This is a genomic window from Wolbachia endosymbiont (group A) of Volucella bombylans (assembly GCF_964026965.1).
Lineage (GTDB): Bacteria > Pseudomonadota > Alphaproteobacteria > Rickettsiales > Anaplasmataceae > Wolbachia > Wolbachia pipientis.
In genome coordinates this window covers 549,680-569,471 of the sequence record NZ_OZ034717.1, presented here as the reverse complement: position 1 = coordinate 569,471, position 19,792 = coordinate 549,680, and the positions used below count along the sequence as shown (strand labels likewise).

Sequence of the window (19,792 nt, the reverse complement as noted above, 5' to 3'; positions counted from 1 at the left end):
AGTGAGATTTTTATTTGAGTATACAACAAAAATTGAAAATACCTAACCTATTTTCTATGTATGACTTCGTTTCCGTCATTCTAGAAACCTTTTCTTGTCATCCAAGTAGCGTGACACATAACTGTACGAACATTGTAATATGGTACAATGTTAAGACGATGTCATTCCAGTGCTTGACACTGGAATGGCTTTGTTGCATCGCTACTTATGAAAGGCTAACTATAGTTAGGATTATAAGTAACCTATTGAAAATCTTGTTTTTTTGCAATCAATCTGATCAAATTTAAGAATAGTAATTTGTTATTTATATTAATAAATTTAATTCTATTGAAAATAGCTAAAGCATTGAAATTCTTGAATTTTAGCCGGATTGGTAAATGGTAGTGAAATTTCTTTTACTCAAATTTAGGTATTCATTGACCGTTCTTGTTATAAATACCAGAATAATAAGCTACTGATATTCCCTATCTTTTTTATCTTTAATCCATCATAGCTAGCGATGCAACAAAGCCCACTGGAATCCAGCTTTTAATGCAACCCCTCACCAAAAATATTGTGTTTTAACATAAGGTTAGCTACTTTTATACTCACCAACTTAGTGTCCAATCTGGATCCCAGTGGGCTTTGTTGCATAGCAGCAGAAAAATTAGTGATTACTGACAAAATTCATTATAAAATAGCCATTTAACCTTGAAAGAAAAAATATGCCACAAAAAATGAGGGTCAGTAACCATAGCGAATATAACAAATTTCTAGAAAAAAGAGGAAATATTTTTCATTATATCAACGAAGCCATAGAAAAGTGGTACGAGAATGGTCCAAAAATACCAGGTGGCAACAATATTTATAGCGATAAAGTTGTAATTTTGGTGCACATAATAACTTGTTTATTTAGAATAGGCCTGAGGCAAACAGTTGGGTTTATAGCAGGATACCTTGAGCAAATTGGGAAAAATTTGCAAGTTATCAGCTATTCACAATCATCAAGAAGGTTTAAGAAACTCAATATTAAGATCAATGATTGCAGAATTGATAAAAATAATATGGAAGATATCGAAATTGCTATAGACAGTACAGGAATTAGTATATACAACAACACTCCTGGTCATAGCAAAGAAAATAGCGAAGATAGAAAGTATCGCAGCTATGAACAGACAAGAAAATTGCATGTAATGTTGAATACAAACAGCAAAAAAGCCATAGCTGTAAAATACAGTAACGGTCTGATCACTATGGAGCTTGTGATTTGCTAAAAGAAGTCGATTTTCAGTATGTCATAAAAGTACTATATGCAGATAGGGCATATGACAGAGAAAAGCTCTATAAGCTGTGTAATCAATATGGTATAAAAACGAAAATTCCTCCGAAAAACAACGCAGCAGAGCATCCAAAATTGGATTATATGCTTGATAGAAATGCCGCTATTCAGTTAATGAAATTACATGGTGAGAATGGTATAAAAAGATGGAAAGAAGAAGTAAATTACGGAAAAAGATCGTATATTGAAGGATTTTTCTCAAGGTTGAAGCGAATATTTGGGTTTAGTTTTAGGAGCAAATCTGAAATTAATCGTGAGAAGGAACTGCTACTCAAGTGTTATTTGCTTAACAAATTTACTGAAATAGGCATGGCTAAGTTTGAGATAGCTTCATGAATTTATTGTACGTTACCTACTATCCGAAGAGCGATGCAACAAAGCCATTCCAGTGTCAAGCACTGGAATGACATCACAGGGGCACTGGAATTTTTGTTTCAATATTTGTACATTAGCCATGCATCTGAACAGATACTGTAAATTAGCTATATTACATTAGCCCATCAGATGAGTTGTAATGGTTATAATTGTCTGATAAGTGATCTCTAACATCGTGACCTAACTCATTGGCATCAGGCTTAACTTCGTGATCTAACTCATTAGCATCGAGCTTAAACAAAGAAGGATTATCATCAGATTGTTGATTAGACTCTTTCTCTTTCGACCCAAATAACCATGAAAAGAGTGATGAGATAGAATCAATAATGGATTTAATTGCTGAAAAAATATTGGATAAGAAATTACTGGGTTGCTGAGTGTCTTGCTGGCTACTTTTTTCTTCTTCTACATTACTTTGTTCTACTTCATTTGATTTTTCCACATCTTGTTCAGGTTTACTTCTGCTTATAAATGTCTTATCTAGCTGTTTGAATATATTTTTGTCGGAGTTTTGAAAATACATTCGACTTATCTCCTTATTTTCATCAATGTAAATCACTAAAGTTGTATTATCGTTCCCCAATCCATCACATTCACTAACGAGCGATTCATGAGAGTTCTTAATGTCTTTGATAAATTGAAATTTTTCTTCTTCTGAAAAGTCCTTGCATCTTACGTTATAAGTGGTGCCTTTGTATTTAAAACTAAATATCGATCCACGATCTTCATATTCATCTAGTCCAGAATTCTTGACACGTTGTATAATTTGAAATTTCTCTGCTTCTGAAAGATCTTTGCGGTATATACTACCAGTTGTGTCCTTATATTTAAATTGAAACATCCATCCACGGTCTTTATATTCATCTACACCCATCTGCTTGCAAATAGCTTTATAATTTTTTTCTTCTACCTCAAGTCCAATTGCATTTGCCATCAGCTGACTATTTTTATAGTCCAATTCTCTTACTTTTGTTGGGGAAAACTTGAATTGAAATACGTGACCAAATTCATGGGCTAAAACGTTGTCCGTATAAGCGTTTTTATAGAGCAATACGCTTTCTCCATTTGTCATCCCACCAGAAATATTGAGCGAAGATTGATTCCATGAAAACCCAGGAACCAAAGTGCCATATCCCTTATAATCATATTTATTATTAAAAACATAGGTATGCACAGTCACTTGAGTATCACTATCCATACAAAACTTTGCTTTATATGCCTCATAGGCATTTTGAATATCAAGCTTTATTTGATCTTGCTCCCGTTGCGATACATTGTCATAATGTATTACGCAATTCAACTTTCCATATTCAAAATTGAATTGATTAGGTAATACATCTTGTAATCCTACGTATTTTGTATTCTCACCAAAGTTTTTTGATTGTGCAATTTTATATAAATTATTACGGTATGTAATAGAGTTTCCGTTAGGCAACTTAGGTATCTGCGCAATCGCTGTTCCATTACTATCATAGAAGAAAATATCAGAATCACCAATCCTAAAATCCTTTATAGATTGCCCGCAAGTGCCATCATTTGCACAATCGTGATGATTTGGGTCAGTCTTCTTATAAAACCATGCGTTAGTGTATTTTCCCATTTTGATACCTCACTACCAAACCTTACTATATTATTATCTTGGTAAAAATCATAATAATTCGTTAACTTGTATTTTAAATCTGTATCAAATGTGCTTTTCTCGTAAGGTATCAATTGTGAAGTAATTAACTTTATTTGTTTAAAATTTTGCTAAAATAGCTCTTTTTATACTATGTTTTATATAGCTAAACTGACTTAGATTTACTGACAATTTGAAAAACAAAAATTCGTCATTCCGCTACTAGAGGTTGTCCACAAACCAAGGAATACGTAGTATATAAAGAAAGAATATTGAGGTAAGAGATGAGGAAAAAATATCCAACAGATTTAAGTAAAAGGGAATGGGCAAGAATAGAAAAACACTTCAGAGTATCGTACAAGAAAGGAGGAAGGCCACCAAAATACAGTAAGTGTGAGATAGTAAATGCAATTCTTTATATACTGCGCACAGGATGTCAATGGCGCTATTTACCACACGATTTTCCGCCGTGGAAGGCTGTGCATGAACAGTTTAGAAGATGGAAAAAGCAGGGAATTTTTGAGAAAATGAATTATGATATCACTAAATATAGTAGGTCAAAAATGGGAAGCCGAGCGCATGCATAGTGGACAGTCAATCGGTAAAAACCACGGAAAAAGGGGGGGCAAAGGTTATGATGGTGCGAAAAAGGTAAAGGGGAGAAAAAGACATATAATCACAGATACTCAAGGATTTGTGCTTGGTTGCTATGTAGGAGCTGCAAGCGAAAATGACAGAGATGGGGTGAAGATGGCATTGGACAATATGAAGGAAAAATACAGCAATATTAAGAAAATGTGGGCTGATATGGGATACCAAGGAAAAGATTTAAAGGATTACGTAAAGAGAGAATATGGGATAGATATTGAAATTGTCAAAAGGCCTCCATGTAGGTTTTGGGTGCATAAAGATACACCACTAGAACTATTGCCACAACGGGATCCTGGATTTTCAGTACAGCCGAGAAGGTGGGTGGTAGAGAGGACTTTTGCTTGGATCAATAGAAATAGAAGGCTATCAAAGGAGTACGATTTACTTACAACATCTACTGAAAGTTTCATATATCTGGCTATGAGTAAAGTTATGTTAAGTAGGGAATATGCTTGATTTACTGGTTTGTGGACAACCTCCTATAGTATTTTCTAAAACGAATGATAAACGTCTAAAATGGTATTACCAACTAAAAGGTGTAAGTCTGTACATTGATGCATTAGAGGTCTGAGGCGACTTTTGATGGTGTGCCAACAATGCTCTATCGGATTTAGATCTTACTATTACCCACAAATATAAATGTTTGTTGCATAGCTCTTAATGGCATAACTTTTGCTTGAAATAACTGTTTATATGGTGCAATTTACAGCTTTTAGTTGCTAAAATTATAACTCTTAGTTTAATAATTTTAATCTAATAAGCTTTCAGGTTAATAAAATTAAATTATTTGAGTAAATACAATACTATGTTTTTATTTGTGGGTAATAGTAAGGCTTAAAGCAAAATGTAGTACGAACGGTAGGTGGATCTAAAAGATCGAATTACAATCCTGTATACAGCATTTTGCATTATTGTTTGATTATATTTATAGGTACAAAAATGGCTAGAATAATTTTCATGGGAGTAGATGTTTCCAAGGAAGCATTGGACATCTCAATTAATGGCAAGCATAAGCGCATAGCAAACGTGAGTGATGCTATATCTAAGTTTATAGAAACAAATATAGTCGATTTACCCATCAAGTTATATGTAAACTGGTGGCTATGAAAAGCTCATTATAAAATTGTTGCAAGATAACTGTCCATAAAGCTCACCCGAATCGGGTATATGCATTTGCCAAAGCTTGCAATCATTTTGCAAAAACTGACAAGTTAGATGCTAAATTACTGGAAAAATACGCTGAATTTGTCAGTAAAGACGGTGAAGTAAAAGGATGTATAATTTCACAAAAGCAAGAGGAATTAAAGGAGCTGGGGGCAGTTGAGCGTAATTTAAATGATGCAATTCATGCAAACAAGTGTCGCCTGCAAAGTGCGACGGGAAAAGCTAGAGAATACATAGAAAGACAGATAGGGTTTGCTGAAAAACAATTGAAAGAAATTAGGCAAGACATAGAAGACGCAATAGCTGAATTGAAAGGAAAAAATGAGCTTTTAATCAGCTATAAAGGTATTGGATCAAAGACGGCGAGCGTTCTACTGACAGAGGTGCCTGAGCTTGGTAGATTAGAGAATAGAGAAATTGCATGCTTAGTTGGAGTTGCACCTAAAACTAGTGAAAGTGGAAGAAAAGTTGGCAAAGCTCAAATCAAAGGAGGCAGGTTTTATGCAAGGAAAGCACTATACATGTCAGCTCTTGTTGCTATGCGCCACAACAGAAAAATGAAAGCGTTTTATCAGCGTTTGGTTGATTCTGGCAAAGCTGCTAAGGTTGCATTAGTTGCTGTCATGAGAAAAATTATCGTTTGTTTAAATGCCATGATAAAAAATAACAACTTTTATCTTGACTCTTAAGACGGTAGATGACAGACCATTGATTGTATGGGTTCCATCTGTTATATATAATCTTTTTGAGTACGAAGAAAACTGATGAATGAGTATGATATTACGGTTATAGGTAGCGGTCCTGGTGGTTATATAGCGGCAATTAGGGCGGCACAGCTTGGGTTTAAAACTGCAATTGTGGAAAAAGAAAAAAATTTAGGCGGTATATGCTTAAATTGGGGATGTATACCAACAAAATCACTGCTTAGAGCATCTGAGGTTTATAGGCTAATAAAAAGATCAAAAGAGTTTGGTATAGAAGTAAAGGGAGCGAATTTTGATATACAATCAATAGTGAAATACTCAAGAAACGTTGTTGATAAATTGTCAAGCGGTGTTGCATATTTGATGAAAAAAAATAATATCAAAGTTCATCAAGGTTTTGGTAAACTTGCAGGCAATGGTACTATAAAAGTTGCTGGCGATAAGGAAGAACAAGAAATTGTTTCCAAGCATATCATTTTAGCAACAGGCGTGAGGGCACGGAATCTGCCTGGAATAGAGGCAGATGGAGATTTAATATGGAATGCGCAGCATGCTATGATGCCGGGCAAATTACCAAAATCACTACTAATTATAGGGTCTGGTGCAATTGGAATAGAATTTGCAAGTTTTTATAGTACTTTGGGGGTTGATGTAACAATCATAGAGATAAAGAGCACTATTTTGCCGCTGGAGGATAAAGACATTTCAGATTTAGCACAAGAAATATTCACAAAACAGGGGATAAAAATATATACAAATAGTAGCGTAAAAGCTTTGACTAAAAATAAAGACTCTGCTCAAGTGCTACTAAGTAGTGGTGAGAGCAAAGAATTTGATAGGGTGATTGTTGCGGTTGGCATTCAGGCAAATACTGAAAATATAGGTTTAGAAAATACAAAAATTAAATTAAGCCCTTCTGGTTTTATTGAAATAAATGAATGGTATGAAACTAGTGAATCAAATGTGTATGCAATAGGTGATGTAGCTGGCCCACCATGTTTAGCACATAAAGCGAGCCATGAAGCCGTGATCTGCATTGAAAAGATTGCTGGTAAAGGTACTCATGCGTTAAAAAAAGAGTGCATACCAAATTGCACTTATTCTCATCCACAAATAGCGAGCATCGGCCTTACTGAGGAACAGGCAATAAAAGGTGGGTATGATATAAAAATAGGAAAATTTCATTCTAACTTTAATGGTAAGTCTGTTGCACTCAGTGAAACTGAAGGGTTAGTGAAAACGATTATAGATAAAAAAACCGGAGAAATTCTGGGTAGCCACATGATAGGTGCAGAAGTAACGGAGTTAATTAGCAATTTTGCTCTTGCAAAGCAACTAGAAGGAACAGACTTCGACATAAAATCTACGATTTTTCCTCATCCAACCATTTCAGAGATGATACATGAATCAGTGCTTGCTGCAGATGTTAAATAGTTGAACTAACGTTCCATCGTTTTAGAGTTGTCAATGTCTTGAGTAGTAGTTTGATTAGGCACTTTAGTTTCAATAGATTGATTACCACCAGCATCAGAATTCTGTAACTCTTCTTTCAATCCCTTAGCTGCTTCTTTAACTTCAAGCTTTGCCTTTGGATGAAGATCTTCTGGGCCTTTTCCTTTAGTATCCAAACCTTGTTGTAGATTAGTGCTTTTCATTTTATTATGCTGCTCGTGCTCAGGTAGGTCAACGACCGAATTGAAAAGAATTTTTATTATATTTTTTAGCAGTTCTAAAAAACCTCCGCTTCTGCCTTCTCTTTGTTCTTGAGGTTTATTTTTCTCATTAGGTTCTTTTTTACTATTACTTTTAGGCATTTTTAACTCAACTATCATAACGCTTAATAAAATTCTACGTGCAAATTGTTAAATAACAGTTAACAATCTAGGATTTATTATTTACAGATGGATATTATTTTAGCAACAGGTGGCACAGGTGGGCATATCTTTCCGGCCATAGCTTTAGCAAAAGCACTAAAGACACAAGGATACAATTGCATATTATTCACTGATAAAAAAACAAATAAAAATACCGACATAGAAAGCTACACCTTACCATTACGTAGACCAAGCAGCAACAAATTTAAGTTTTTCCTTTTCTTGATATACAGCTCTATGTTAGCACTGTATCAAGTAAGAAAATTAAAACCAAAATCGGTCATTGGTTTTGGTAGCTATGCTTCTTTTCCAACTCTTCTTGCAGCAAGAGTTCTTTCTATACCTATAATTTTACATGAACAAAACACAGTTTTAGGGAGAGTAAATAGATTCTTTTTCAAGAGTGCAAAATTAATTGCAACCAGCTTTCCGGAGACTAAATATGCAGAGGGCAATAAATGTATTTTTACAGGAAATTTTGTTGATATAAAAGCACAGAGCCATTCTAGCACTGAGAAAATCCTAAATATATTGGTCATAGCAGGCAGCCAAGGTGCAAATTTTTTTGATGATGTAGTAAGCAGCGTAATTTGTGATTTACCTATTAAAATGAAAAAGAAAATTAGAGTGACGCAGCAATGTACGAAGAAAAATGTAAACAAGGTCAAAAGTCTATACAAAAGTGAAAAGATCGATTGTGAATTGAGTGAATTTTTTGATGATATGGAGAATAGACTGGCCAATGCTCACTTGGTAATTAGCAGAGCAGGAGCAACTTCAATAGCAGAGATCACTCTTGCTAGGCGTTCTGCTATATATATTCCTTACCCTTACTCAAAAGATAATCACCAATTTTATAACGCAAAATATATTGAAGACTCGAGAGCAGCTATAATAGTTGAGCAGAATAGTGAAGCAAAAAAAAATCTAACAGAGGTACTATTTGATCTATTAAATAATTCTCAAAAATTGCGTGATATGACCAATAGTACAGAAAAAACAGGGATAAAGAATGGGACTACTGAGTTTGTTAAGGTGATTGTTCACAGGTTTAGTTGATGGCTGCTTGCTTTTTCTTCAAACACGTCCCAAAGATCCTTTTCTAGCGATATATTATACAATTTATTGATATAAACTACTCCCGTGGGTGAAGTTGTGTTAATTTCGAGCAGGAAGTCATCTATAATATCAATACCAACAAATATTAGCCCTCTTTTCTTTAATTCAGGACCAATTTTGTTACATATTTCATTGTTTCTATCGTTCATTTGAGCGGGCTCAAAACTTGCTCCAAGTCGCATGTTTGTTCTGATCTCTCCACTGATTTTTGGAATTCGTTTCATTACACCAATTGGTTGGCCATAAAGTAGCAATATTCTTTTATCTTTATCTATGTTTTTACAAAATGATTGTGCAATCACAGGGCATTCGTATTTTGCTATCATGAGATCCACTACTACTTGAATACTATTCTCATCTTGTATTCTTATCACATCGTTTCCTCCATAACTATACAATGGCTTCAGAATAATATCTTGATAGTTGTAGTAGAAATCTCTAATCATTGATATATTTTCAGTAATCAAAGTTGGCGGAATTAGCTCTGGAAATAATGAAGTTATCAATTTTTCAGGACAATTTCTTATTTCTGTTGGATTGTTAATTACCAATGCGCTGGTTTTTTCTAAGATATATGTTGTTGTAATATAACGCATATCAAAGGGTGGATCCTGTCTGATAAATATGATGTCCATTTCATTCAAGTTGATTGCTACATCCTCTTTAGAGATAAAACTAAAATCATCAACGCTGACTTTCTGAGCCAGAGCAATTGGATGGTTTAGCTTTAGTGCTAAATTGTTAGGAGCATAGACAAAAACTTCGTGCTTCCTCCTTTGTGCTTCCTTTATTAGCACGAATGTAGTGTCAGTTTCAAAATTTATATTTTCATCCATCTGAAAGGCAATTTTCATTTATGTTCTCTACCTATTGTCACAACTGTACAAATGTTATAATTTGAAAGCGATTTTTGCCTAATGGCGTAACTTACTGTACCTGTATCGTACATAACTTACAACTTGTTTTACTCCCTTTACTTTTCTTGCAATTGCTATTACAGCTTTTAATTCCGCTTTATTTTGGGCTATACCCATCAAATAAACAACTCTATCAACCGTATTAACGCTATAATTAATTGACTTAATATTTCTTTTTCCCAGGAGTCTTGTTCTTATTTCCGCTGTTATCATGCCATCTACAGTGGTGTCTAGCATGGAAGCCATTTGAATTGGTATTACTCTTATTTCATTTATCACTTCTTTAATTTCTTTTTGCTGCCAAGCTATTTTTTCTGCTGTAAGTTGTTTTTCAGGAGTGTCAACACTTCCAATGAGCAATACTCTTCCTTCACTTACTTTAACCTTTATGGATGAAAATAGCCCATGTTTTAAGAGCCCCTTATTAATTCTGATGACCATAGTCGTATCATCAATGATATTTCCCAAGGATTTGTCCTGCATTGTTATTGCTGTTGCTGTAGCCACCACACCACCTATTATAAGGGTTGTGCAACCACTTTGTGTAATCAAAAAAATTGCGAGTAAGAAGCTTGTTATTAATCTCATTATTGATTTTCATGGTTTAGAGCTTTCATTAAGAAATGTTAATAAGCTTTTTTGATTGTGTAAATACCATAAATTAAGTAAGACTTTAAACCTTGAATATTTTTAATGGAATACCTATAATAGGGTACTGAAAATTTCTTGCGGATATGGCGGAATTGGTAGACGTGCCAGGTTTAGGTCCTGGTGAGCTTGCTCGTGGGGGTTCAAGTCCCTCTATCCGCACTTTAAAGTCATGTAACTTAGGTTTTAAGGGAAAATTTATAATCACTAAATACACTTTTGTTTGTGTAAAAACCTGTTCTTAAGGATTGTGTTTAACTTAAATTCTGGTAAAATGACTCTATTAAGATATGAATTAAAATGTTAATAAATGAATTATGATGTCTAATAATATACCTCAAAATACAGTCGAAGTAAGTAGCGTATATACCTACAAAGAGCTTAGTATAGATAAACTAAAGTATGAGTATGAAATCACAGTTGGTAGTGATTATATAAAACAAAAGGTAAATTCCAGGTTGCAAGAGATAGCAGAAAATGCAAAATCACCTGGGTTTAGGGCTGGAAAGATGCCCTATGACCTTGTTGTTGCAAATTATAAAAACGAGGCTTTGGAATATGTGATAAATAATACAATTGATTATTGCTCAAGTGATTTGATGAAAAAAATTGAAGTCAAGTCTCACATTTATCCTAAGGTTGATGTTATATCATTACCAGATCTGGGCAAAGAAAATGAGGAGGGCAATTTTGTATACAAGCTATCTTTTGAGTCGATGCCTGAAGTACCAGTGATAGATCTTGACAAAATAAACTTAAAGAAAATTGAAGCAAAGATTGAAGAGGAAGATATAAAAGAATTTATTGATTCTATTAAAACAAAGTTCCCCAATTTCGCCTCTGTTGATGATGCTTCTTATCAAGCGAAAGATGGGGATAAATTGATAATTGATTTTGAAGGGCGGATTAGGAATAAGCTCTTTCAAGGTGGAAGTAGCAAAAATTTTGCCGTTAATTTAGGGTCTGGCACATTTATTAATGGTTTTGAAGATCAATTAACTGGTATGAAAAAGGGAGAAACAAAGAACTTTAAGTTGAAATTTCCTGAAAATTACCAAGCCATTTCCCTTGCAGGACAGGAAGCTGATTTTTCTGTGCGAGTTAATGAGATTCAAATTGCCAAAGATTTTGAAAATGATGATGAAATAGCTAAGAGTATTGGGTTTAAAGATTATTCTTTGCTAATAAATCATGCAAAAAAAATGATTGGTGATCAGTGCACCGAAATGAGAAATCTCTTAATTAAAAAGGAGCTGTTTGATTATTTGGATGCTAATTATAGTTTTGATTTACCCACAGACATAGTAAAACAGGAGCAACAAAGAATGGAAGGAGAATTGGGTGCTCAAAATGATTCTCGTAAAGAAGCTGAAAAACGTGTAAAGCTTGCTATGTTATTTATGAAATTTAGTGCAGAACATAAAATATCATTAACTCAAAATGATGTTTTGAGTGTTATTGTAAATCAATATGTCAGTAAAGATGTGCAATTTGACAGAGTACTTAAGCATTTTGAATCAAATAAACAATTTCAAGAATTAGTTAGAGGGCAAGCGCTTGAGTATAAAGTGACAGATTATATAATAGAAAAAGTTAGTAAAGAAGAGCAGATTGTTTCTGTGAAAGAATTAAAGGAATTATTTGATAATATTTAATAGGAAAAGGTATGACTCTTATACCAATTGTAGTTGAACAAACTAGTCGCGGTGAGCGCGCTTATGACATATATTCAAGACTAGTGAAAGAAAGAATAATTTTTGTAACAGGTCCTATTGAAGACAATATGGCCAGTGTAATAGTAGCACAGCTTTTATTTTTAGAATCGGAAAATCCCGATAAAGACATTTGTATGTACATCAACTCACCAGGTGGTGTTGTAACTGCTGGTTTGTCGATCTACGATACAATGCAGTATATAAACCCAGACGTTTCAACTTTATGTATAGGTCAAGCTGCGTCTATGGGTTCTTTATTGCTTGCAGCTGGTACAAAAGGTAAGCGCTACTCTCTACCTCATTCAAGAATTATGATACATCAGCCATCTGGTGGTTATCATGGTCAAGCAACTGATATAGAAATACATGCTAATGAAATTTTGCGGGTTAAGAAAAAACTAAATCAAATTTATGAAAAACATACTGGAAATTCACTGAAGAAAATTGAAGGAATGATGGAAAGAGATAAATTCATGGATCCTGAAGAAGCAAGGAAAATTGGCTTAATTGACAGGGTGATAGCTGAGCGTACAGATATTGAAATTGAAAATATTAAAGTTAAACAAAAGGTGGGTTAATGGATAACAATAATGATTTACACTACTGTTCTTTTTGCAACAAGGCGCAAGATGAAGTAGATAAATTGATTACTAACTCTTCGGATGGTTTAAAGGTGTTTATTTGTAATGAGTGCATAGAATTATCTCATAAAGCAATAAGTCAAAAGAAAGATAGATCTTTTAATTCAGATCGTATATCTGATATGAAGCTATTACTAAAGAAACCTGAGGATATAAAAAACTTTCTCAGCAAGCATGTTGTAGGTCAAGAACACGCGCAACACGTTTTATCTGTAGCTATGTATAACCATTGTCAATCCATGGTACAATTTCATGCTATAAGTGATATTGAAATCGAGAAGTCAAATATAATGCTTATTGGTCCCACTGGTTCTGGTAAGACTTTGCTAGCCAAAACACTTGCTAAAGTTTCAGATGTGCCATTTGCTATGGCTGATGCGACAACTTTAACTGAGGCAGGTTATGTGGGTGATGATGTAGAAAGCGTGTTGTCGCGTTTATTACAAGCTGCAAATTATGACGTTGTAAAAGCACAGCGTGGTATAGTGTTTATAGATGAAATAGACAAGATTACAAGAAAATCTGAAAGCACTTCAATAACCCGTGACGTTTCAGGTGAAGGGGTCCAGCAAGCTCTGCTTAAGATTATGGAGGGTACAGTTGCTTATGTTCCGCCACAAGGAGGGCGAAAACACCCACAACAAGAGTTTATACAAGTGGATACTAGTAACATACTGTTTATTTGTGGAGGAGCTTTTGAAGGCCTCGATAAAATTATTGAAGCGAGAAAAAAGGGAACGTCAGTTGGCTTTGGAGCAGATATAAGTCAGTCTAAAGAGCAAAAGAAAAAGAATGCTTTACATGATGTTCAACCTGAAGATTTAATCAAATTCGGTTTAATACCCGAATTTGTAGGGCGGGTTCCAATAACTGCTGTTTTAGATGAGCTGGATCATGAAGATTTAATACATGTGTTGACAGAGCCAAGGAATGCACTAATAAAACAGTACAAAGCATTGCTTGCGTTTAGCAAAGTAAACCTTGAGTTTTCAGATGAAGCAATATCAGCTATTGCTAAAAAGGCTATAAGCTACAAAACAGGTGCAAGAATGTTACGTGCTATCTTGGAGTCACTTTTGCTTGACATTATGTATACATCTGGAAACGGAGGCTTTGAAGGTAGCACTATAGTAATCACTAAGAAAATGGTAGAATTAGGAAAAGCAACGGTTAATCATAATAACAATGGCAATGTTATAACGGTTAATGATTAATTTGAGGCATATATTATGAACATTGAACGTGCTGTAAGCTCTAGTTTTACTGCATTGCCAGTATTACCTTTAAGAGATGTAGTAATTTTTCCAAATATAATGGTGCCTTTATTCATAGGCAGAGAAAAATCTGTTAATGCACTAGAGTATGCAATAAGTAGTAGTAATCACCAAAATGAGATTTTTCTTGTAGCACAGAAAGATGGCTCTGTTGATAATCCAGAGCCTGAAGATCTTTATGAAGTAGGTGTGTTAGCAAGCATTGTACAACCGTTAATAAAATTACCTGACAATGCAGTAAAAGTTATAATCCGGGGGATAAGAAGGGGAAGAGTTGTAGAATATATTAGCTCTCATACTTTATTACAAGCCAGGGTAGAGTTAGACAATCATTATAAAGAAGATGAAGACAATATTGATTTAGAAGCTTTAAGGCGGTCTGTTGTAGACGCGTTCGATAGCTGGTGTAAGCTAAACAAGAAAAATCAGCCCGAGGTTGCCATTAACTCCATTGATCAAATCAAAGAAGTTGATCAACTTGTAGACACGGTAGCTTCACATTTAAATATAAAAGTATCAGATAAACAAAGCATACTTGAGGCTTATGACCCAGAAGAGCGTTTAAAAAAAGCTTTTGCTTTTATTGAGAGAGAAATGAGTATTTTGAACGCACAAAACCGTTTATATAAGACAATTAAATCGCAAGTTGAAAGCACTCAGAAAGTTTACTACCTTAACGAACAATTGAAAGCTATACAGAAAGAATTAGGCGAATTTGAGAATGGTGATGAAGGGAATATACTCAATGAATTTGAAAAAAAGATAAATGAAACAAAGCTTTCTCAGGAAGCAAGAGAGAAAGCTATAACTGATTTGAAGAGATACAAGAAAATGAATCCCATTTCTCCTGAAGCTACAGTTATATCTAGTTACTTGCATTGGTTGCTTGAGTTGCCATGGGGAAAGTACAAAGATGCAAAAATTAACTTAAATGCAGCTAAGAAAATCTTAGATGAAAATCATTATGGCATAGAGAAAGTAAAAGATAGAATAATAGAATTTTTAGCGGTATTAAAAAGAGTAAAAGAGATAAAAGGTCCTATATTTTGCTTAGTTGGACCGCCAGGTGTTGGTAAAACTTCTTTAGCTAAGTCTATGGCAAGAGCAGTAGGAAGAGATTTTGTTCGCATAGCTCTTGGTGGTGTGCGTGATGAGTCTGAGATACGAGGGCATAGGAAAACTTATATTGGCTCAATGCCTGGTAAAATCATTCAACACATGAAAAAAGCTAATTCATGCAACCCGCTTTTTCTGCTTGATGAAATAGATAAGATGGGTTCTGATTCGCGTGGCGATCCTGCATCTGCATTACTTGAGGTTTTAGATACTGAGCACAATAAACACTTTACGGATCATTACTTGGAAGTTGAGTTTGATCTTTCAAGTGTAATGTTTGTAGCTACGGCAAACAGCTTAAATTTACCACATCCTTTGCGTGATAGGATGGAAATTATACAATTGTCCGGGTATACTGAAGATGAAAAAATCAGTATTGCTACACACCACCTTATTCCGAAGTTAAAGAAGGAGCATGGTTTGTATCAGAAGGAATGGGACATAACTAATGAGGCGTTATACGAGTTGATACGTTTATATACACGTGAAAGTGGTGTGCGGAGTATGGAAAGGGAGCTTGCAAAGCTCATGAGAAAGGCAGTTAAAGAAATATTGACTGATAAAAATAAGAAAATATCCGTAGGGGTTGACAATTTACAAGATTATTTAGGGGTACGTAAATATACCTTTGGCATTGCAGAAAATGAGAGTTTAGTAGGAATAGTAACTGGGCTCGCCTATACTGAAACAGGTGGTGATATTTTGATGATAGAATCAGTCCTAATTCCGGGCAAGGGAGAAATAAAATACACAGGAAAGCTTGGAGAGGTTATGCAAGAATCTATAAAAGCTGCGTATAGTTATATTCGATCAAATTGTTTGTTTTTTGGTATAAAGCCCGAAAAATTCCAAAATAATGATATACATTTACATGTACCTGAGGGTGCAGTACCAAAAGATGGCCCTTCTGCTGGCGGCGCGGTATGTACGTCTATTGTTTCTCTTATGACAAATATACCAGTTAACAAAAATGTTGCTATGACAGGCGAAGTGACATTGCGTGGTAGAGTTTTAGCTATCGGGGGCTTGAGAGAAAAATTGCTTGCAGCGCTCAGAGGATCAATCAAAACTGTGATTATACCAAGTGAAAATGAGAAAGATATGCAAGAAATTCCGGCAAGCATCAAAGAAGGGATCAACGTAGTTTTTGCTAAGAATATTGATGAAGTTATGAAAGTTGCTTTAATGCACCCTACTACTCCAATTAATGGTGATGATAATCAAAATAGTGTGCCTTCCTCTATAGAAAATAAAGATGATACTTTTCCTATGTCGGAAACATTGAAGCATTAGATTAAAAAAATATTATCAATCTCCATTTCTCTTTTATCCGGCAAAAACCCACCAACTTGTGTGTCCCATAAGGATATGACTTGCTTTGTTGTTATGTCATTCATATTTTTTACTTATTCTATCTCCCAGTTTTATTCAAGTAGATGATATATTATAATAGTCCTTTTCATGGAAACCTTTTCTGGTAGATTGCTTTCTAGAAAAACCTTGGTCAAGGTGCTAACTGTGGTTTATAATAATATAAATCATATCATAGTTGATTTGCGTTTATCAGAGCTGGAGTAGAGGTATGTTTTATCTTACAAATTTTTTGCCTATTTTACTGTTCCTATTTCTTTTTGTAGGAAGTGGTATATATTTTACTGTTCTTGGCGTGTCAAATGCTTTTTATCAGTTATCTCCACTGGTAGCCATTGCTCCTGCCATAGCTCTGGGCTGGATTTTATACAAGGGCAATACTGAAGAAAAAATGTATGCCTTTCTAGATGGGGTAAGAGATCGTAATATTATCACTATGTGTATCATTTTCTTACTTGCAGGTGCATTCAGTGAAGTAACTAAAGCAATCGGTAGTGCTGATGCCACAGTTAATTTGGCTCTTTCATTTATACCAACACAATTTTTACTCATAGGATTATTTTTTGTAGCAGCTTTCATCTCCACTGCTATTGGTACATCAATGGGCACCATTGCAACAATTGCTCCTGTTGCAGTTGAACTGACACAAGCTGGGATTTCTTCTTCCTTAGGAGTGGCAACCGTTGTAGGAGGAGCAATGTTTGGCGACAATTTATCTATTATCTCTGATACTACAATTGCATCTGTGATGTCTCAAAAGGCTGATATAAAGAAAAAATTAAAACTGAATGCAAAAGTGGCACTAATTGCTTCTATATTCACAATAATTATATTATTTTATAGCTCAAGCAATAGTGCTGCTATTTCAGTTAAGGAGTATTCTTTATTGCTTGTGGCTCCTTACATCATACTTATATTGCTTGCAAACTTTGGAATAAATGTATTTACGGCATTGGTTTTAAGCATAACTTTTGCTGGAATCATTGGATTTATAAATAACAACAATTATGGTTTATTGTTTTTAAGCCAAAACATCACTAAGGGGTTTATGAGTATGCATGAAATTATGCTACTGTCATTGATGGTTGGCGGGCTTTCAGGACTGGTAGGTAAAAATTCTAAGGAGTTTGCAGATAAACTTTCATCTTGGGTTATGATACAACGTGGTGGACAAAAAACTGCGCAATTATTTATTGCAAAAATAGTCAGCATATTTGATATTTTACTTGCAAATAACACCATCGCTATAATTTTTAGTGGTGAAATTGCTAGAGATATTGCTAAGAAATATGAAATACCGCCTCACTATAGTGCAGCATGGCTAGGCATATTTTCTTGTGTATTTCAAGGATTAATACCGTATGGCGCTCAATTGCTTTTGGCTAGCACTATTGCTGGAGTTTCACCTTTGGCAGTCGTGCCACACGTATACTATTGCTATGTTTTAGGTATTATTGCAGTGTTATATATTGTATTGAACAAAATTGAGAAAAAAGATTGTGCTTAATATACAAGACAACGCTCCGCTCTGTAGAAAATGGATGTTCTTGGCAGTATGTGCTCTTGCTTGCTCTGGGTTACTGTCAATAATTGTTATTTTTCTACGATTGCCTTTTATCTCCTCTCTTGTTCCTTCTGCACAATATATTTTTGATAATGCGCTGGTAATACACGTGAACTTGTCAATTTTAGTGTGGATGTGCTCTATAATATCTCTGCTCTTTATCATAAACCTACAAAATACCAATAGTTGGTTTAACTTTTCATGGGTTCTATCAACCCTTTCGATGCTGCTCATGTTTATATCTGCATTCGTTCCAAACACTGAAGTTATCAAAAGTAACTATATTCCCGTATTACAAAACAAATTATTTTTACTTGGACTCAGTTTATTTATTGCCAGTATATTAGTAAATACAATGCTAGCATACACATCAAAAAAAGAGGTTTCATTTCTCTCTGTTGGACAAATTGGGCTAGTTATTATACTTGTATCGTCATTTCTTTGCTTTGTTTTAGCATATAATAATATGCCTCCAGGTCTATATCACTCAGATAATAATTTATTTTACGAATATCTCTTTTGGGGAGGCGGACATTTATTGCAGTTTGCTTTTACTCAAGGAATGTTTTTAGTCTATTTAATAATGCTAAGTTCCAATGATATTAGTTTAGCTTCAAACAATAAAATTACTATTTTACCACTATTTATAAACACGATTTTAGCTGTAGGCGCACCGTTTGTATATTTTGTTTATCCAGTTGATAGTGCCAAGTTAATACAGTTTTTTACTTGGCATATGAGGATTGCTGGAGCAGTTTTGCCGTGCTTTTTGATAATATTAGTGTGCTACAACATCAGAACTTTTATTAATGATAAAAGCAACTATTTATTACATTCATTTTTGTTGTTCACTTATGGAGATGTGCTCGGAGTGTTGACTATTGAAGGGAATGTCACCATTCCCGCTCATTATCACGGTTCTGTAGTTGGGATCACTATAGCTTTTATGAATTTCATTTATTGGCTGTTACCCAAATTAAACTTTAAAGAGGTAAAAAACTCCATGGTAAGATTACAGATTTATGCCTACAGTGTAGGGCATTTTCTCCATATTACTGGCCTTGTTTGGCTTGGTGGGTATGGTGCTTTAAGGAAGGTTGCAGATCTGCCAAGTATTTCATCAATGTTAGCACGCACGTGCTTCATTATAGGTGGCGCTATATCAGTTGTTGGTGGAATGTTGTTCGTAATAATTGTGCTTTTACATCTGTTAAAAGGCAAAGCGCGTACCAACTGACCCATAGAAACGAAAAAACTTACTTGACAAACTCCGCTAGCGCCCTTATCATGAAACTGAAGCTATTTATTTATCTTCTCTGTACAGATTAAATGACAAAAAAACTCAACGTATTTGGCGTCTCATGTTTAATTTTTTGCACTATGTGCACCTTATGTCTTTATCAAATTTCTAGGTTTTTACCTACACAAGCTGAAATACGCTTATAAAGCATTTAAAACATAAAAAAACGCCAACTTAAAAAATGGATAGTGAATAACTAGCTACCCTAGGGTTTCTTTTGCCTTTTTTTCTGTTTAGTAAATTTCTTAATGTTTATAATTTAGATTAGTTGCGGCTTAAAAGCAACTAAATCGCGGTTATTAAGCGTTTAGAATAAAAAAACGCCATACTTGAAAGTATAATGTAAGTAATTAGCCAACCACGGGGCTTCTTTTGCCTTTTTTTTCATTTGGTAAATTTTTTAATATTTATACGGAAGGTAGC

16 protein-coding genes, 1 tRNA gene and 1 pseudogene are annotated in these 19,792 nt (G+C 34.5%); 14 read left to right on the top strand and 4 right to left on the bottom strand.

The genetic code is table 11. From position 1 onward, the window contains the following. Nucleotides 1–704: 704 nt before the first annotated feature. Together AAGD51_RS02845 and AAGD51_RS02840 are read left to right on the top strand one after the other, a co-directional pair. Nucleotides 705–1,253, top strand: a complete 549-nt coding sequence (locus AAGD51_RS02845; RefSeq protein ID WP_236514710.1) for a transposase — start codon at nt 705–707, stop codon at nt 1,251–1,253. Then, nucleotides 1,247–1,654, top strand: coding sequence for a transposase (locus tag AAGD51_RS02840; RefSeq protein WP_049973602.1), 408 nt, complete (start codon nt 1,247–1,249; stop codon nt 1,652–1,654). Before AAGD51_RS02845 ends, AAGD51_RS02840 begins: the two co-directional genes overlap by 7 nt. A 151-nt stretch (nt 1,655–1,805) precedes the next feature. On the opposite strand, the gene AAGD51_RS02835 is transcribed toward AAGD51_RS02840, so the two are convergent. Next, the gene (locus AAGD51_RS02835; protein ID WP_236514815.1) at nt 1,806–3,293 is read right to left on the bottom strand and encodes a hypothetical protein; all 1,488 of its coding nucleotides are present in this window, start codon (nt 3,291–3,293) and stop codon (nt 1,806–1,808) included. 302 nt (nt 3,294–3,595) lie between these two features. Here AAGD51_RS02835 and AAGD51_RS02830 point away from each other — a divergent pair. The 4 genes and pseudogenes from AAGD51_RS02830 to lpdA all read left to right on the top strand — a co-directional run bounded on the left by AAGD51_RS02830 (nt 3,596) and on the right by lpdA (nt 7,264). Beyond that, nucleotides 3,596–4,418 (top strand): annotated as a pseudogene (locus tag AAGD51_RS02830) (IS5 family transposase). 483 nt (nt 4,419–4,901) lie between these two features. Then, complete coding sequence (locus AAGD51_RS02825; RefSeq protein ID WP_153296805.1) at nt 4,902–5,069, top strand: hypothetical protein; 168 nt, start codon at nt 4,902–4,904, stop codon at nt 5,067–5,069. A gap of 323 nt (nt 5,070–5,392) precedes the next feature. Beyond that, nucleotides 5,393–5,815: an IS110 family transposase gene (locus tag AAGD51_RS02820; protein WP_049973639.1), complete on the top strand. Its 423-nt coding sequence runs from the start codon at nt 5,393–5,395 to the stop codon at nt 5,813–5,815. Nucleotides 5,816–5,890: 75 nt separating this feature from the next. Then, the gene (lpdA, locus tag AAGD51_RS02815) at nt 5,891–7,264 is read left to right on the top strand and encodes a dihydrolipoyl dehydrogenase (RefSeq protein ID WP_077188576.1); all 1,374 of its coding nucleotides are present in this window, start codon (nt 5,891–5,893) and stop codon (nt 7,262–7,264) included. Between the two features lie 5 nt (nt 7,265–7,269). On the opposite strand, the gene AAGD51_RS02810 is transcribed toward lpdA, so the two are convergent. Continuing rightward, nucleotides 7,270–7,662, bottom strand: coding sequence for a hypothetical protein (locus AAGD51_RS02810; RefSeq protein ID WP_006279962.1), 393 nt, complete (start codon nt 7,660–7,662; stop codon nt 7,270–7,272). 69 nt (nt 7,663–7,731) lie between these two features. Between AAGD51_RS02810 and murG the strand changes: the two genes are divergently transcribed. Beyond that, nucleotides 7,732–8,763, top strand: coding sequence for an undecaprenyldiphospho-muramoylpentapeptide beta-N-acetylglucosaminyltransferase (gene murG, locus AAGD51_RS02805; protein WP_015589119.1), 1,032 nt, complete (start codon nt 7,732–7,734; stop codon nt 8,761–8,763). Here murG and gshB read toward each other — a convergent pair. Beyond that, nucleotides 8,748–9,677, bottom strand: a complete 930-nt coding sequence (gene gshB / locus AAGD51_RS02800; protein ID WP_015589118.1) for a glutathione synthase — start codon at nt 9,675–9,677, stop codon at nt 8,748–8,750. The genes murG and gshB overlap by 16 nt on opposite strands. Before the next feature lie 60 nt (nt 9,678–9,737). After that, nucleotides 9,738–10,328 (bottom strand): BON domain-containing protein, encoded by a 591-nt coding sequence (locus AAGD51_RS02795; protein ID WP_236514819.1) that lies wholly within the window; start codon nt 10,326–10,328, stop codon nt 9,738–9,740. Nucleotides 10,329–10,468: 140 nt separating this feature from the next. Here AAGD51_RS02795 and AAGD51_RS02790 point away from each other — a divergent pair. The 7 genes from AAGD51_RS02790 (at nt 10,469) to AAGD51_RS02760 (ending at nt 19,306) form a co-directional block, all read left to right on the top strand. Next, a tRNA-Leu gene (locus AAGD51_RS02790) sits at nt 10,469–10,550 on the top strand. Between the two features lie 158 nt (nt 10,551–10,708). Next, nucleotides 10,709–12,043, top strand: coding sequence for a trigger factor (gene tig, locus AAGD51_RS02785; protein WP_010962514.1), 1,335 nt, complete (start codon nt 10,709–10,711; stop codon nt 12,041–12,043). Between the two features lie 11 nt (nt 12,044–12,054). Continuing rightward, nucleotides 12,055–12,681: an ATP-dependent Clp endopeptidase proteolytic subunit ClpP gene (gene clpP / locus AAGD51_RS02780; protein WP_006280254.1), complete on the top strand. Its 627-nt coding sequence runs from the start codon at nt 12,055–12,057 to the stop codon at nt 12,679–12,681. Continuing rightward, complete coding sequence (gene clpX, locus AAGD51_RS02775; RefSeq protein WP_006279985.1) at nt 12,681–13,958, top strand: ATP-dependent Clp protease ATP-binding subunit ClpX; 1,278 nt, start codon at nt 12,681–12,683, stop codon at nt 13,956–13,958. The genes clpP and clpX overlap by 1 nt, the downstream gene beginning before the upstream one ends. Nucleotides 13,959–13,973: 15 nt before the next feature. Further along, nucleotides 13,974–16,427 carry an endopeptidase La gene (lon, locus tag AAGD51_RS02770; RefSeq protein ID WP_265040533.1) on the top strand — a complete coding sequence of 818 codons (2,454 nt, stop codon included), beginning with the start codon at nt 13,974–13,976 and terminating at the stop codon, nt 16,425–16,427. 289 nt (nt 16,428–16,716) lie between these two features. Further along, the gene (locus AAGD51_RS02765) at nt 16,717–18,012 is read left to right on the top strand and encodes a Na+/H+ antiporter NhaC family protein (protein WP_236514824.1); all 1,296 of its coding nucleotides are present in this window, start codon (nt 16,717–16,719) and stop codon (nt 18,010–18,012) included. Nucleotides 18,013–18,046: 34 nt separating this feature from the next. Beyond that, nucleotides 18,047–19,306 (top strand): cbb3-type cytochrome c oxidase subunit I, encoded by a 1,260-nt coding sequence (locus AAGD51_RS02760; RefSeq protein ID WP_006279990.1) that lies wholly within the window; start codon nt 18,047–18,049, stop codon nt 19,304–19,306. The last annotated feature ends 486 nt before the right edge of the window (nt 19,307–19,792 follow it).

Bases quoted from the DNA above. Each gene is read 5' to 3' on its own strand.
- AAGD51_RS02845 (WP_236514710.1), top strand. From the start codon at position 705: ATGCCACAAAAAATGAGGGTCAGTAACCATAGCGAATATAACAAATTT.
- AAGD51_RS02835 (WP_236514815.1), bottom strand. From the start codon at position 3,293: ATGGGAAAATACACTAACGCATGGTTTTATAAGAAGACTGACCCAAAT.
- AAGD51_RS02825 (WP_153296805.1), top strand. From the start codon at position 4,902: ATGGCTAGAATAATTTTCATGGGAGTAGATGTTTCCAAGGAAGCATTG.
- lpdA (WP_077188576.1), top strand. From the start codon at position 5,891: ATGAATGAGTATGATATTACGGTTATAGGTAGCGGTCCTGGTGGTTAT.
- AAGD51_RS02810 (WP_006279962.1), bottom strand. From the start codon at position 7,662: ATGATAGTTGAGTTAAAAATGCCTAAAAGTAATAGTAAAAAAGAACCT.
- murG (WP_015589119.1), top strand. From the start codon at position 7,732: ATGGATATTATTTTAGCAACAGGTGGCACAGGTGGGCATATCTTTCCG.
- gshB (WP_015589118.1), bottom strand. From the start codon at position 9,677: ATGAAAATTGCCTTTCAGATGGATGAAAATATAAATTTTGAAACTGAC.
- AAGD51_RS02795 (WP_236514819.1), bottom strand. From the start codon at position 10,328: ATGAGATTAATAACAAGCTTCTTACTCGCAATTTTTTTGATTACACAA.
- tig (WP_010962514.1), top strand. From the start codon at position 10,709: ATGTCTAATAATATACCTCAAAATACAGTCGAAGTAAGTAGCGTATAT.
- clpP (WP_006280254.1), top strand. From the start codon at position 12,055: ATGACTCTTATACCAATTGTAGTTGAACAAACTAGTCGCGGTGAGCGC.
- clpX (WP_006279985.1), top strand. From the start codon at position 12,681: ATGGATAACAATAATGATTTACACTACTGTTCTTTTTGCAACAAGGCG.
- lon (WP_265040533.1), top strand. From the start codon at position 13,974: ATGAACATTGAACGTGCTGTAAGCTCTAGTTTTACTGCATTGCCAGTA.
- AAGD51_RS02765 (WP_236514824.1), top strand. From the start codon at position 16,717: ATGTTTTATCTTACAAATTTTTTGCCTATTTTACTGTTCCTATTTCTT.
- AAGD51_RS02760 (WP_006279990.1), top strand. From the start codon at position 18,047: ATGTTCTTGGCAGTATGTGCTCTTGCTTGCTCTGGGTTACTGTCAATA.